Source organism: Novosphingobium mississippiense, from assembly GCF_044029535.1.
In the GTDB taxonomy this organism is placed as follows: Bacteria; Pseudomonadota; Alphaproteobacteria; order Sphingomonadales; family Sphingomonadaceae; genus Novosphingobium.
The window spans coordinates 2,101,357-2,115,046 of record NZ_CP147003.1; the positions used below are offsets into that span (position 1 = coordinate 2,101,357).

11 protein-coding genes and 1 riboswitch are annotated in these 13,690 nt (G+C 67.3%); of the genes, 6 read left to right on the forward strand and 5 right to left on the reverse strand.

All coding sequences use genetic code 11. From position 1 onward, the window contains the following. Window positions 1-99 precede the first annotated feature (99 nt). Window positions 100-984 (forward strand): ABC transporter substrate-binding protein, encoded by an 885-nt coding sequence (locus tag WBP06_RS27740; protein ID WP_395335909.1) that lies wholly within the window; start codon window positions 100-102, stop codon window positions 982-984. Here WBP06_RS27740 and bluB read toward each other — a convergent pair. From bluB to cobW, 4 genes are read right to left on the reverse strand one after another with little or no spacing between them, the layout of a single operon-like run. Further along, a complete protein-coding gene (gene bluB, locus WBP06_RS27745) occupies window positions 971-1,564 on the reverse strand; it encodes a 5,6-dimethylbenzimidazole synthase (protein WP_395335911.1) in 594 nt (197 codons plus the stop codon). The two genes, WBP06_RS27740 and bluB, sit on opposite strands and share 14 nt — an antisense overlap. Before the next feature lie 59 nt (window positions 1,565-1,623). Further along, window positions 1,624-2,229, reverse strand: coding sequence for a cob(I)yrinic acid a,c-diamide adenosyltransferase (gene cobO, locus WBP06_RS27750; protein WP_395335914.1), 606 nt, complete (start codon window positions 2,227-2,229; stop codon window positions 1,624-1,626). A gap of 2 nt (window positions 2,230-2,231) precedes the next feature. Then, entirely contained in the window at window positions 2,232-5,969 is a 3,738-nt protein-coding gene (cobN, locus tag WBP06_RS27755; RefSeq protein WP_395335917.1) for a cobaltochelatase subunit CobN, read from the reverse strand. Continuing rightward, window positions 5,969-7,018, reverse strand: a complete 1,050-nt coding sequence (gene cobW, locus WBP06_RS27760; protein WP_395335920.1) for a cobalamin biosynthesis protein CobW — start codon at window positions 7,016-7,018, stop codon at window positions 5,969-5,971. Before cobW ends, cobN begins: the two co-directional genes overlap by 1 nt. Window positions 7,019-7,218: 200 nt before the next feature. Continuing rightward, a riboswitch (cobalamin riboswitch) is annotated at window positions 7,219-7,465 on the reverse strand. Between the two features lie 280 nt (window positions 7,466-7,745). On the opposite strand from cobW, the gene WBP06_RS27765 reads away from it, so the two are divergent. Genes WBP06_RS27765 through WBP06_RS27775 form a run of 3 tightly spaced genes read left to right on the forward strand, consistent with a single transcriptional unit; the run spans window position 7,746 to window position 9,870 of the window. Further along, window positions 7,746-8,057, forward strand: a complete 312-nt coding sequence (locus WBP06_RS27765; RefSeq protein WP_395335922.1) for a hypothetical protein — start codon at window positions 7,746-7,748, stop codon at window positions 8,055-8,057. Beyond that, window positions 8,054-9,604 carry a PepSY-associated TM helix domain-containing protein gene (locus WBP06_RS27770; RefSeq protein WP_395335924.1) on the forward strand — a complete coding sequence of 517 codons (1,551 nt, stop codon included), beginning with the start codon at window positions 8,054-8,056 and terminating at the stop codon, window positions 9,602-9,604. The genes WBP06_RS27765 and WBP06_RS27770 overlap by 4 nt, the downstream gene beginning before the upstream one ends. Next, entirely contained in the window at window positions 9,601-9,870 is a 270-nt protein-coding gene (locus tag WBP06_RS27775) for a DUF3325 domain-containing protein (protein WP_395335927.1), read from the forward strand. The genes WBP06_RS27770 and WBP06_RS27775 overlap by 4 nt, the downstream gene beginning before the upstream one ends. 106 nt (window positions 9,871-9,976) lie before the next feature. Here WBP06_RS27775 and WBP06_RS27780 read toward each other — a convergent pair whose 3' ends face one another. Then, window positions 9,977-10,765 (reverse strand): multiprotein-bridging factor 1 family protein, encoded by a 789-nt coding sequence (locus tag WBP06_RS27780; RefSeq protein WP_395335930.1) that lies wholly within the window; start codon window positions 10,763-10,765, stop codon window positions 9,977-9,979. Between the two features lie 181 nt (window positions 10,766-10,946). On the opposite strand from WBP06_RS27780, the gene WBP06_RS27785 reads away from it, so the two are divergent. Then, on the forward strand, window positions 10,947-13,091 hold the full coding sequence (locus WBP06_RS27785; RefSeq protein WP_395335933.1) for a marine proteobacterial sortase target protein: 2,145 nt from the start codon (window positions 10,947-10,949) through the stop codon (window positions 13,089-13,091). After that, a complete protein-coding gene (locus tag WBP06_RS27790) occupies window positions 13,088-13,687 on the forward strand; it encodes a class GN sortase (protein ID WP_395335936.1) in 600 nt (199 codons plus the stop codon). Before WBP06_RS27785 ends, WBP06_RS27790 begins: the two co-directional genes overlap by 4 nt. Window positions 13,688-13,690 lie beyond the last annotated feature (3 nt).

Below are 13,690 nucleotides of genomic sequence, written 5' to 3' on the forward strand. Positions count from 1 at the left end.
TGGAAGAAGAACTGTGGAACGACGGCACGAAAACCTCGCATTGGATGGGTTCCCCGTCACGCTTGTGTCCCGGGTACGTGTTGGTAAGGAGCCCATGCCATGGGCTTCGGAAAAATACATCATCGCCTGCGTCTTGCCGCCTGTATCGCCCTTGCGGTGCTGCCCGGCATGGCGGTGGAAAGCGCGGCGACACCGCCGGCGCAAGTGGCTCGCTCCACGGCGGCGCGCCCGCACCGGATCGTCTCGCTCAACCTCTGCGCGGACCAGTTGATCGTCGCCCTGGCGGACCGGGACCAGATTGCCGGGCTTACGCGCTACGCCACCGATCCGGAGATGTCGGACGTCGCGGCCGCAGCCCGCGGGTTGCCGGTGTTCGGCGGGGCAGCGGAGGAAGTGCTGGCGGCCGATCCGGACCTCGTCATCGGCATGCCCGCCCGCCGCAACCCGGCCATAGCCGTGCTGAAGGGGCAGCATTACCGCTCGCTCGACCTCATGTCGGCGCATGACTATCCGGGCATCCTCGCCTCGATCCGCGACGTTGCCCGCGCCGTGGGTCATCCCGAGCGGGGAGAGGCGATGATCGCGCGGATGAATGCCCAGTTGGCGGGCCTTCGCAGCGCGGGCCATGGTCGCGTGGCCGCCTATTACCAGCGGCGCGGCTATCTTACCGGCACCGGCACGCTGGTGGACGATCTCATGACCCGCATCGGCCTTGTCAATCTGGCCGCAAAGCTGGGCAAGCCCGCGCTTTCGCAGATGAGCCTGGAAGAAATGGCCGCCGCCCATCCCGACTTCATCGTGATGGACAGTGCCACGGTGAAAGTGGCCGATCAGGGCACCGAGATGATCCATCACCCGATCCTGGCGGACATTCCGCGCCTGACCATCCCGCAGGCGTGGACGGTCTGCGGCGGCCCCGCCTATGTCAAGGCGGCCAGGACCTTGGCGGCGCAAGTGCAGCGCCAAGGGATCAGCGCTCGCTGACATTGTCGCGCCAATCCAGCCGCGCCTGCCAGCCCCGCCGTTCGAGTTCGGGCACCACGTCCGGCTCCAGCGGATGGCCCAGGCAGAGCAGCGCGATCAGGCGCCACTCCTGCGGCACTTGCAATAGCCCGGCCACGTAATCCGCCTTCACGACCGACACCCAGCCCAGCCCCAGGCCCCGCGCCCGTGCCGCCAGCCATAACGTGTGGATCGCCAGCACGACCGAAAAGGCGCGCGTTTCCGGCATCGTTGCGGCGCCAAGGCCGCCGCCGATGGGCGTTGCCTCATCACAGAACACCGCGATCACTTCGGGCGCTTCGCGCATTCCGTGGAGCTTCAGTGCGGAATAGCTGGCGCGCCGTTCTTCCGACATCGCTTCGCCGGCCTGGGTGACTTCCGCATCGGCATGAAGCGCCAAGGCCTCGCGCAAGTCGGCAGAGCGCACGCGGACGAAGCGCCAGGGCTGCGAATTGCCCACCGACGGCGCCAGTTGCGCGGTTGCCATGAGTTCGGCCACCGTTTGCTCGTCCAGCGGATCGCGGCGGAAATGGCGCACGTCGCGCCGCCACGCCAGCAGCACGGCAAGGTCGTCCAGAAAATCGGGGCCGAAGCGGGGCGGCCCCTGGGGATCGTCCCGAGTCAGAATTCGATTCCCGCCTGTGCCTTCACGCCGGAGCGGAACGGGTGTTTCACCAGGGTCATCTCGGTCACCAGATCGGCCGCTTCCATCAGCGCATCGGGTGCGTTGCGGCCGGTGACGATCACATGCTTCATCGCGCCGCGCGCCGTCAACACGTCCAGCACTTCGTTGAGTGGCAGATAGTCATAGCGCAGCACGATGTTCAACTCGTCCGCCAGCACCATGTCGTAGGCGGGATCGGCCACCATGCGCTTCACTTCCTCCCACGCCTGGCGTGAGAGTTCGATGTCGCGGGCACGGTCCTGTGTGTTCCAGGTGAAGCCTTCGCCCATCGGCTTGAACTCCACCTGATCGGGGAAGGCATCGAAGACGACTTTCTCGCCAGTGGTCATCGCGCCCTTCACGAACTGGACGACACCCACTTTCTTGCCATGGCCGATCATGCGCACCACCATGCCCAGCGCAGCGGTGGTCTTGCCCTTGCCCTTGCCGGTGTGGACGATCAGCAGGCCCTTTTCGACCGTCTTGCCGGCCATGATCTTGTCATGCGCGGCCTGCTTCTTCTTCATCTTCTCGGCGTGCTGTTCGTCGGTACGCTGCACCATGGTCATACTCCTGAGAGGGCCGCGAGCGTCAGGCCCGCACTGTTCGATCGGGGTTTCCAAAGGCCGCGCTCCAGCGCTTCGGCCAGGCGCGTGGCAGTTTCGCGCAAGGCCGCCGGGTTGGCCTCCGCCATGAAGCCCCGCACCGTTTCGTCTTCGATAAAGGCGGCGTGGACGGCGTCGAAATGGTGATCCTTCACCGCGTGGGTCGTTGCGGCAAAGGCGAAGAGGTAGTCGACCGAGGCGGCGATTTCGAACGCGCCCTTGTAGCCATGCCGCATCACGCCCGCGATCCATTTGGGATTGGTGACGCGCCCGCGCACGATGCGGCCGATCTCGTCCTCCAGCGTGCGCACCACCGGGCGTTCCGGGCGGCTGTGGTCGTTGTGGTAGCTGAGCGGCGCTCGGCCCTTCAGATGCTCGACGGCGGCGGCGATGCCGCCCTCGAACTGGTAGTAGTCGTCGCTGTCGAGCAGGTCGTGTTCGCGGTTGTCCTGGTTCTGGACCACGGCGTCCACCGAGGCGAGGCGGGCGGTGAACAGGTCGCGCTCGGCATCGCCCTCCACGCCGCCGCCATAGGCGTAGCTGCCCCAATCGAGATAGACATTCGCCAGATCGCCACGTTCGTGCCAGATCTTCTCGTCGATCATGGCCTGAAGTCCGGCCCCGTAGGCGCCCGGCTTCGATCCGAAGACACGCGCGCCGGCGCGGCGGGTGGCCTGCGTTTCAGCCTCGCCACCCTCGACGAGTGCGGCGGCTTCGGCGCGGTGGCGTTCGGCCGCGGGGTTGTCGCCCAGAGGCTCGTCCAGCGCCATCACGGCGCGCGCGGCGCTGTCGATCAGGTCGATCTGTTCGGGGAAGGCATCGCGGAAGAAGCCGGAGACGCGCAAGGTTACGTCCACGCGCGGACGGCCGAGTTCGGCCACGGTCATGATCTCGAAGCCGACCACGCGGCCGGACGTCCAGTCCCAGCGCGGCCGAGCCCCCATCAGCGCGAGGGCCTGCGCGATGTCGTCGCCGCCGGTGCGCATATTGGCGGTGCCCCACGCGGAGAGGGCGATGGCCTCGGGGTATTCGCCCTCGCGCTGGAGGTAGTCTTCAACCAGCAGGTCGGCGGACTTGCGGCCCAGTTCCCAGGCAACGGCAGTGGGCACGGCTCGGGTATCGACCGAGTAGAAGTTGCGCCCGGTGGGCAGGACGTCGGGCCGCCCGCGCGTCGGTGCGCCGGAAGGGCCGGGCAAGACGAAGCGGCCGTCGAGCCCGGCGATCAGCGCCTCGGCCTCACGTGGGCCGCAGAGGTCAATGCGGGGCGCAAGGTCTGTGGCGATGGCGTGGAGGACGGCGGCGGTCTGGGGGCCAAGGTCAATGGCTGGCGTTTCGACCAGTTCCGCCGCCAGCAGTTCCAATCGCTCCACCGTATCGCCATGCGTGCGCCACGGTTCATTCGAAATCGCCGCCAGCGCTTCCGGCCGCGCGCCGTCCCAGCGATCGCCCATGCGGCAGTCGAGTGGGTCGAAGTCGAGTCCAAGGTCCGCTGTCATGGCCCGCAGAAGCGAGGCTTGCCCGGCATGATCGTAGCCACGCGGGGTGCGCGCCAGCGCCACCAGCAGATCGCGCCGCAACCGGCCTTCGGGGGATTGCGTGAAGACATGCAGTCCGTCGCGGATCTGCAATTCCTTCAACTCGCAGAGGTAGTTGTCGATGGCCGAAAGCGCGTCGTCCCCGTCGCCGCTGGCTCCGGCATCGCGGTCAAGTCCATGGCTGCGGGCAAGGTCGAGGATGTCGCGCCGCAGGCGGTCCAGGCGGCGCGGGTCCATGCCGGCGGCGAGATAGTACTCGTCCACCAGCGCTTCCAGCTGCTTGAGCGGGCCGTAAGTCTCTGCGCGGGTGAGCGGCGGAGTGAGGTGATCGATCACCACCGCGCTGATGCGGCGCTTGGCCTGCGTGCCTTCGCCGGGATCGTTGACGATGAAGGGATAGAGCTGCGGCACCGGCCCGGCGCAGATTTCCGGGAAACAATCGCGCGAAAGCGAGATAGCCTTTCCGGGCAGCCATTCCAGATTGCCGTGCTTGCCGACATGGACCAGCGCCTGCGCGCCGAAGTCCTGCGCCAGCCAAACATGGAAGGCGAGGTAAGCGTGCGGCGGGGGCAGCGCGGGGTCGTGATAGCTGGCCTTGGGATCAATGTTGTAGCCGCGCGCGGGCTGCACCGCGATGGCGAGCTTGCCGAAGCGATGGACCGGTAGGCGAAAGGCGCCGTCACGCACGAAGGGGTCGGCGGAAGGCTCGCCCCAGCGCTCCAGCATGGACTTGCGCGCGCTTTCGGGGACCGCGGCGAAAGCGGTTTCGTATATCGCTAGCGGTAGCGAGACTTCGCCGGGCCGATCGAGCGATGTAAGATCGTTGGTGACACCGCCGGTCATGATCCGCATGAGCGCGGCGCCATCCCTTGGCGCATCGCCGATATCGTAACCCGCCTCGGCCAGCGCGGCGATGATGGCGGCGGTGCTTGCGGGCGTGTCGAGGCCGACGCCGTTGCCGATGCGGCCGTCACGGTTGGGATAGTTCGCCAGCACCAGGGCCACTCGGCGCTCGGCCGGAGCGCTGCAGCGGAGGTCGGCCCATGCGGCGGCCAGATCGGCGACGAAAGCCACCCGGTCCGGCGCGACGCGGGGGACGACGATGCCGCACTGGGTCACGTCGTCGAAACGCTCGGCCGCCTTGAAGGCGACGGCACGGGTGAAGATGCGGCCGTCCACTTCGGGTAGCGCCACGTTCATGGCGAGGTCCCGTGGGCCGAGGCCGCGCGCCGCGCCCTGCCAATCGGTTTCCTCGACGCCTGCGTAGGCGACTTGCAGGATCGGGCAGTTCGCTTTTTCGAGAATGCCGGGCTTGCGGTCGTCGCCTGCCGAGGAGGAGGCGAAGCTGGTGGCGTTGACGATCACGTCGGGCGCGATTTCGCCGAGCAGGCCGCCCAGCCAGTCCACCGCGAAAGGTTCGCGCAGGGCGCGGACATGCACGGCCGCAACATTGAAGCCCCGCTGCCGCAGCGCCGCGATCATGGCGTCCACGGCATCGAGCGTTCCCGCGATCATCAGTGCGCGATAGAACACCAGCAGCGCCAGCGGGCGACCTTCGACCCAGCCCGCCTGCACTTCGGTAAGGCCCGCACGCTCGGTGCCGGCCAGATAAAGCCCGGCGTCGGCCACCGGCACCGGGTCGTCCGGCTCGCCCGCGTCATGGCCGATCGCGCGGGCGGCGGTGCGCAGGAACGAGAGGGCATTGGCGGTCCCGCCCTGTCGCAGATAGTCGCGCATCCGCTCGCGCAGTTCGGCGGGGAGGGTGGAGGCGCGATCGAGCGCGGGATCGGCCTCACGCCCGTCGGCGATGGCGGCGAAGGCAATGCCGTTCTCGCGCGCGACGCGGGCGATCTCGTCGATGCCGTAGCCCCAGTAGCTTTTGCCGCCGAGCAGGATCACGCAGACGAATTTGGCCTTCGCGATCACTTTCTCGACATAGAGGTCGATCGAGTAGGGGTGGCGCAATTGCAGCAGGTTGGCGAGGCGGACGCTTGGCGTGGAATTGGGGGGTGCGCCCTCCGGCAAACGCGCCGCCGCGCCCGCAAAGCAGGCAAGTTCGCTGTCCGCCACGGTGAGGATCACCATGTCGCCGGGAGACTGGTCGAGGTCGATCGCCTCCTCGCCGTTGGAAATTGTCCCCGGCGTGGCGGACAGCAGGTGCATCAGGCGTCTACGGCACCAAGAACGTCCGCCAGCCCCGCCTCGATGGCGGCGCGGTCCAGCCCCTTCTGGCCGATGACGACCAACTGGGTACGGCGCGCTTCCTGCGGGAGCCAGGCGCGATCGTAGAAGTGCTGGATGCGCGGGCCGACGGCCTGCACGACCAGACGACTGGGCTTGCCGCCGACCGCGACCATGCCCTTCACGCGCAGCACATCGTGCGCTGCGATCAGGTCCTTGAGGCGCGCGAGCAGGGCGTCGAGATCGGCCACGTCGCCGCCGGATACGACGAAGCTGTCGAAGTCGTCATGGTCATGATCCTCGTCCAGCCCGTCGATGTGCGAGGGGCGGGAATCGAGATCGTCCTCAGCCGCTGCGGTGATGCCCAGCAGCGCGGCGATATCGACGGCGCCATGATCGGCACGCACGATCTTCACGCCGGGGCGTGTTTCGGCCAGCACCAGCGTCTCGACATGGGTGAGGGCATCGGCATCGACGAGGTCGGTCTTGTTGAGCACGACCATGTCGGCGCAGCCCAACTGTTCCTCGAACAGTTCTTCCAGCGGGCTTTCATGGTCCAGCATCGGATCGGCGGCGCGGGCGGCGGCAAGCGCGGCCTCATCGGTGGCGAAGCGGCCGGCGGCCACGGCATCGGCATCGATCAGCGCGACCACGCCGTCCACCGTGGCGCGGGTGCGGATATCGGGCCACTGGAAGGCCTTCACCAGCGGTTTGGGCAGGGCGAGGCCGCTGGTCTCGATGATGATGTGATCGGGCTTGTTCTCACGGTCGAGCAGCTTCTGCATGGTCGGCAGGAAGTCGTCGGCGACGGTGCAGCAGATGCAGCCGTTGGCCAGTTCGACGATATCGTCTTCCGGGCACGCCTCGTCATTGCAGCCCTTCACCAGTTCGCCGTCGACGCCGACGTCGCCGAACTCGTTGATGATGAGCGCCAGGCGGCGGCCCTTGGCGTTCTGCAGCAAGTGGCGGATCAGCGTGGTCTTGCCGGCGCCTAGGAAGCCGGTGATGACGGTGGTGGGAACTTTGCTCAACGGTCTTCTCCCGCGCGCCGGTAACTCGAAAGCGGGCGGAGCGTCTCGCCGCGTCCGGACGAGCCAAACGCGACGCTCGGCTGCGACGACGGACAGGCGCGCGGGCGCCCGACGTGGCATGCCGTTGCGGCCCCGGCCGCGTGCATCACGTCGCTCAGACGGAAGAGTTACCGTGCCTTGGCCATTCCCTGGACCCGGGCGAGAGCGACATCGACGCCGGCAGGTCTCCTGGCTCACGGGTCACGGCACGATGCACGGCCTTCCCAGGCCCCGCATGACTTAGCGTCCGGCCCAGTGGCTGCGGCGAAAACCCTTGTTCCGCCGGCGATGTGCATCGCGCTCGCCGCTTACAGTTGCAGGGACAGCCCCGGATTCGAGCGGCAGCGCCGCTCTGACCGTGTTCCCGTATTAAGCCCCTTGCGGGGCACCGGCGCGATCTTGCCCGCCGCCGCCGCTTTCGCCGCGATGCCGGACAGGCAGGCTCCTAGCCTCAGCGGCCCCGGCCCGCAAGCCTCGCCGCCGATCCGCTGCTCTTCCGGCGCCGATCCACCTTGGGCAACTTTTTGGACGGCGCGATTGACTCGGCCCCGGTCAGCGCTTAGCAGCGGTTAAAATGCGAATGGCTCGCAATAGCAGCTTGAGAGGACGTGGTGTGCGTGAAAACAACAACTTCCCCTCTCCAGCGGCCGAATCCTGCCGGTAAATTGATCTGAGGAACGAAGCAGTCATGGCATCCCCGCCAAGCGGCATCGGCAAGGCGAACCTCGCGGCCCGGCTGACGGCCGCGATTCCGGCGAACTATATCGTCTCCTCGCTGGCGACGGCCTGCATCGCACGCGGCCTTGCGCAGGGCCTGAACGTTTCCGCCGCGGAGGCCAGCGTGGCCGGCACGCTGTTGTCTTTCGCGATCTTCGCGACATTGGCTCTGGTGGCCTTCGGCGTGCGGTCGATCGGGCGGTTCTGGCTGGGGATGGTCGTTTCCGGAGCGGTGATGGCCGGCTGGCTGTGGCTTTCGCTGCATGCGGGAGGCCGTCTGTGAAGGATAGCCTGCGGCAATCGATGGCGCTGGTCCACACCTGGTCGGGCCTGGTGCTCGGCTGGCTGCTGTTCGCCATGTTCGCGACGGGCACTTCGGCCTATTTCCAGGACGAGATCACGCGCTGGATGCAGCCGGAGGTGACCGGCGATGCCGATCCGGTCAAATCGGCAGAAGGGGCGATCCGTTTCCTTGAGCGCAAGGCGCCCGACGCCAGCTTCTGGTATCTTTCTCTGCCCAATGGGCGCAGCGCGACCACGCAGTTGTTCTGGTATCCCGGCAACGGTGCCGATGCGCAGACGCAGGCCGTGGTCGATCAAAACGGCGATGAAGTTACCGCGCGGGAGACGCGCGGCGGCTACTTCCTCTATCGCTTCCATTTCGACCTGCATTACATGCCGGTGCTCTGGGCGCGTTATCTGGTGGGCATCGCGGCGATGTTCATGCTGGTGGCGATCCTTTCGGGTGTGATCACGCACAAGAAGATTTTCGCGGATTTCTTCATGCTGCGCTTCGGCAAGGGGCAGCGATCCTGGCTGGATGCGCACAACGTCACTGCCGTTCTGGCCCTGCCGTTCCACCTGATGATCACCTTCACCGGTCTGGTGACGCTGATGGCGATGTATGTGCCCTGGGGCATCCTGGCGAACTACGCCGCGCCGGATACGTTCCAGGCGCAAGTCTTCGGGGAGCCCGTCGCGGCCGAGCGCAGCGGCACCAAGGCGCCGCTGGTCGATATCGCGCCGCTGATGCGGACCGCCTCTGCGCATTGGGACGGGCGCGAAGTCGGCTTCGTGCGGATCGACAACCCCGGCGACAGGGCGGCAACCGTCGCGCTGACGCGGGGGCCGGGCGAAGCGATGGGATCGCGCGGAGACGTGCTGACGTTCTCCGGCACGAGCGGCCGCGTCCTTGGCGGCAGCTTGCCGAAGGGCGCCGCACTTCAGACCGAAAGCGTGATGATCGGGCTGCATACCGGTCGCTTTGCGCAGATCGCCCTGCGCTGGCTCTATTTCTTCAGCGGCCTTGCGGGCACCGCCATGGTCGGTACCGGTCTGGTGCTGTGGACGGTGAAGCGTCGCCAGCGCTTGCCCGATCCGCAGCGGCCCCACTTCGGTTTCCGGCTGGTCGAACGGCTGAATATCGCCGCGGTCGCAGGCCTTGGCGCGGGCATTCCGGCCTATTTCCTGGCCAACCGCGTGGTGCCCACCGGCCTGGCGCATCGGCCGGAGTGGGAGATCAACACATTGTTTGCAGTTTGGCTGGGCGTGCTGCTCTGGGCGCTGGTGCGCCCAGCTGCCCGCGCTTGGGTGGAAGGGCTGGCGCTGGCCGCGTTGCTCTATGCCGCAGTTCCAGTCGTGAACGCCTTTACCACCAGCCGTGGCCTGCCGGCCAGCATCATGCGCGGGGACCGGCTGTTCGTCTCGTTCGATCTGGTCATGCTGGGGCTTGCGGTCATATTCGGACTGGGCGCGGCCAAGCTCTCGGCCCGCTCGCGCAAGCCAGTCGCCGGCAATACCACGCGGCGCGGCAGGGCGGTGCGGGCATGATCCACATTCTGGCGATCCTGCTGACGCTGGGCGGGTTCATCGCGCTTGCCCTGTCGATGTCGCGCCACCAGCGCGACCTTGCCGGGCGCGTGCTGGCGAAAGCTCAGGCGCGCACCGCCCGCGCAGGCGGCTATGCGCTGCTGGGTTTGGCATTCGTGGCGGACATCGCGGCGTTCGGCGGTGGCTATGGTGCGGTGGCCTGGTGCGCGCACCTGTCGGTGGGGGCGTGGCTGACCATCGCGTTGCTCCACTGGCGCAAGGCCTGACCCTCGAGCGTTTTCTACTCAGGTGGAATCGCCTGGTGACTCGGAAATCGTGAAAAACCAAAAAATTTAGACAAGTAGACCCGATGCAATCGGATCGGAAACTGCCCTAGATCGCAGGGAGCGGCGGCGCGTGCAGGCGTGCGAAATCGTCTTCCACGGCGCGACCCAGCATATCGCGATAGAGCGCGAAATGCGGCATGTCCGGCATGACCAGTCCAAGTGCGGGATCCTCCCCCTCGGCCAGCTTGCGCAAGGCGATCGGCGCGGCGGCGGGGACCAGCTGCGATCCTTTGCCTACCTCCAGCGTGGTCAGGATGCCGAACAGCGCGCCGTCGATCGTCGGGCGCGAGAGGATGGCAAGCCGGTACTGCCCCTGCTCATTGGTGACGAGGTAGATATGGCCTGAAAGGTTGGGCATCGAAACTCGCCCCGTCTGCTCGAACCGCCCGTCGGATCGGCCTGATTCCGCAAAGGCCAGGCAGGCGCCGGCCGCGTCCCAGCGGATCGTGGTCAGGTAGGCGAACAGACCGCCCGGCGTGCCGAAGCTGGGCCGCAGGGTAAGATAGCAACCTTCCAGCCATGCGACGGCGGAGTGCGCATAGGCGCCCAGGTCATCGGGCGCGACATCGCGGCCCGCCGGCGCGGGGGCGACGGGGTCGGCAGGGCGCAGGGTCACGCCCAGCGCCTCCTCTATCCGCAGCAGCGTGGCCAGAGTGAACGGGCGCTTGCCGGCCAGCGCCTTTTCAAGCGTGGAAAGGCTGATCCGTGCCATGTCCGCCAGCGCCTGGCGGGATATGCGGCGGCGGGCGATCTCCTCACGCACGAGGCGGGCAGTCTCCGCATTCTCGGCGGAGAGGGCGGCGGAATCGGCGATGTCGGGTTCTGGCGTAATCATGCCCGCCTATTTCCGCACAAATGCGCACATCTCGTCAATGGTCGCCGCGCATTGCGCATATCCCGCACATATTCCGCACGGGGACGGCGAGAAGTGGCCAAGACTGCTCGTGGCTGTGCGGGCAGGCCTGCGCATAGAGGGAGGGCTCCAGATCATCGCCAGATCAACGAAGGAGCCTGTCATGCCGCACTTCCTGACTTTCCGCCGCGCCCTGATCCCCGCCGCCATGCTCTTGATGGCGGCGCCTGTAGCGCTGGCCGTTCACACCACTGCCGCTGTCGCCGCGGACGATGCCGACGACGCTGCCGCCAATGGCGACGAAGGCCCGGCGGCCGGTACCCTGATGCTGACCGGTCAGGGCATCGCCCGGAGCCTCCCCGCCGTGCGCCTGGGCACCGACATGGACATGACGGTGACCGGGCAGGTCGCCCGCGTGCGGGTGACGCAGGCGTTCCGCAACACCTCGGACACGTGGATGGAGGCGCATTACCTCTATCCGCTGCCACAGGATGGGGCGGTGGACTCGCTGAAGATGGTGGTGGGCCAGCGGGTGATCGTCGGCCACATCCAGCCGCGTGAAAAGGCGCGCGAGACGTATGAAGCCGCGAAGGCCAGCGGCCGCAAGGCCGGGCTGGTCGAACAGCAGCGCCCCAACATGTTCACGACGATGGTTGCCAATGTCGGCCCGGGTGAGACGGTGCTGATCTCGATCGAGTATCAGGCCCCGGTTGTGCAGGCGAACGGCACTTTCTCGCTGCGCCTGCCGCTTGTGGTTGGTCCGCGCTACACCCCGCCGCACACGCTGGATACGCAGGCCGCCGTGGCCGACGCCAACGCCGTGACGGCTGCACCGGTGCTTGATCCGAAGGTAGGGCCGAAGACTGGGACCGGACTGAACCCCACGACGATCTCGGTCCATCTCGCACCCGGGTTCGATGTGGCGAACCTCATCAGCCGCTATCACAAGGTGAACATCACGGGCCCGCTCGACAATCGGACGATCAACCTGGCCGATGCCAGCGTGCCGGCGGATCGCGATTTCGTGCTCGACTGGCGCTCTGCCTCGGCCGACCCGACGCTGGGCCTCTTCGCCCAACACACCGACAAGGGCGACTATGTCATGGCCTCGGTCACGCCGCCCGCCGATCTTTCGAACCTGCCGACGCCGCCGCGCGAGATGGTTTTCGTTATCGACAACAGCGGATCGATGGGCGGGGATTCGATGGATGAGGCCAAGGCCAGCCTGATCCACGCGCTGGGCACCTTGCGCCCGCAGGACCACTTCAACGTGATCCGCTTCGACGACACCATGACGCGCCTGTTCGAGCACAGCGTCGCCGCCACGCCCGATCAGGTGGCGCTGGCCAGGCGTTTCGCTGGATCGCTGGAGGCGCAGGGAGGCACGGAGATGCTGCCCGCGCTGAAGGCCGCGCTGGAGGATGCGGGCAGCGGCGGCAGCCCCGATGCGCTGCGCCAGATCGTGTTCCTCACCGATGGCGAGATCTCCAACGAGCGCGAGATGATGGCGGCGATCGGGGCGGACGGCGGGCGCAGCCATGTCTTCATGGTCGGCATCGGATCGGCGCCGAACGATTACCTGATGGAACGGATGTCGACCATCGGCGGCGGCGTCTACACCCATGTCGGTGCACCGGCGGAGGTGGCGGCGAAGATGATGCCGTTGCTCGACGTGCTGAGCCATCCGGCGGTGCGCGACCTTTCGGTGCGGGTGGAGGGCGGTTCGCTGGATCTCACGCCCTCGCGTCTGCCCGATGTCTATGCCGGCCGGCCGCTGGTGCTGGTGGGGCGGACCGCGCACCTTGCCGGCACCCTGACGGTCAGCGGCACGATCGGCGGCAAGCACTGGAAACGGCGCGTGGACCTTGCCTCCGCCCTGCCGAGCCCCGCGATCGAGAAGCTTTGGGCCCACCGCCGCATCAGCGATGTCGAGGCCGACCGCGCGCTCGGCAAGCTGGAGGACGATGCCGCCGATGCCGAGGTCGAACGGATAGGCATGGAAAACGGCATCGTCACCAGCCGTACCAGCCTCGTCGCCGTGGACGAGACACCTTCACGCCCCGCCGGCGCGCGGCTGACGAAGGAGGAATTGCCGATCAACCTGCCGGCCGGCTGGGACTTCGGCACGTTGTTCGGCAAGGATGCGTTGCAGGCGCAGCCCGGTGGAGACCTTTCGGCAACACAGGCAGACGCGCTGGAACTGCCGCAGACTGCCACCGGCTTCGTCGGGCTGGTAGGCATGGGGTTGGCGATGCTGCTGGCCGGCCTGACCGGCCTTGCCATCCTGCTGCGCCGGAGGGCGGCATGATCCGGTTGGCTCAGCTGAAGGAGGCCGCGCGCGGGCGCGGCCTTCTGGTCCTCCTGCTTTCGGCGCTGTGCCTTGCGGGCGTCGCAGAGATCGGGCGCGGGCTCTATGTCCCGGCGAAGGCGATGGTCGCTCAGGTTTTGCTGGACCGGGCCTTCGATCGCAGCCTGGCCGTCCATGCCCCGCAAAAGCCCTGGGCCTGGGCCGACATGACGCCGGTTGCACGGATTTCCGCGCCTCGGCTCGGCGTGACGAGGGTGGTGCTGGACAGCGGATCGGGGCAGGCGATGGCGTTCGGGCCTGCGCTGCTGCCCGGTGGCGCAGCCTTCGGTCAAACCGGAACCACTGTCGTCGCCGCGCATCGCGATACGCATTTCCGCTTCCTGCGCGACCTGCACAAGGGCGACGAGATTACCGTCCAGACGCGCGACGGGTTGAAGCGCCGCTATCGCGTCACCGGATCGGATGTCGTGCGCTGGGATGGCTACGCAGTGCCTGAACTGGCTGCGGGCGAGCGGTTGGACCTCGTCACGTGCTGGCCCTTCGACGCGGTTCGGCACGGGCCGTGGCGCTATGTGCTCCACACGGAGCGGATTTAAGGT

Coding starts and splice junctions, on each gene's coding strand:
- WBP06_RS27740 (WP_395335909.1), top strand. CDS start 100: ATGGGCTTCGGAAAAATACATCATCGCCTGCGTCTTGCCGCCTGTATC.
- WBP06_RS27765 (WP_395335922.1), top strand. CDS start 7,746: ATGGCATCCCCGCCAAGCGGCATCGGCAAGGCGAACCTCGCGGCCCGG.
- cobN (WP_395335917.1), bottom strand. CDS start 5,969: ATGCACCTGCTGTCCGCCACGCCGGGGACAATTTCCAACGGCGAGGAG.
- cobO (WP_395335914.1), bottom strand. CDS start 2,229: ATGGTGCAGCGTACCGACGAACAGCACGCCGAGAAGATGAAGAAGAAG.
- WBP06_RS27790 (WP_395335936.1), top strand. CDS start 13,088: ATGATCCGGTTGGCTCAGCTGAAGGAGGCCGCGCGCGGGCGCGGCCTT.
- WBP06_RS27780 (WP_395335930.1), bottom strand. CDS start 10,765: ATGATTACGCCAGAACCCGACATCGCCGATTCCGCCGCCCTCTCCGCC.
- WBP06_RS27775 (WP_395335927.1), top strand. CDS start 9,601: ATGATCCACATTCTGGCGATCCTGCTGACGCTGGGCGGGTTCATCGCG.
- WBP06_RS27785 (WP_395335933.1), top strand. CDS start 10,947: ATGCCGCACTTCCTGACTTTCCGCCGCGCCCTGATCCCCGCCGCCATG.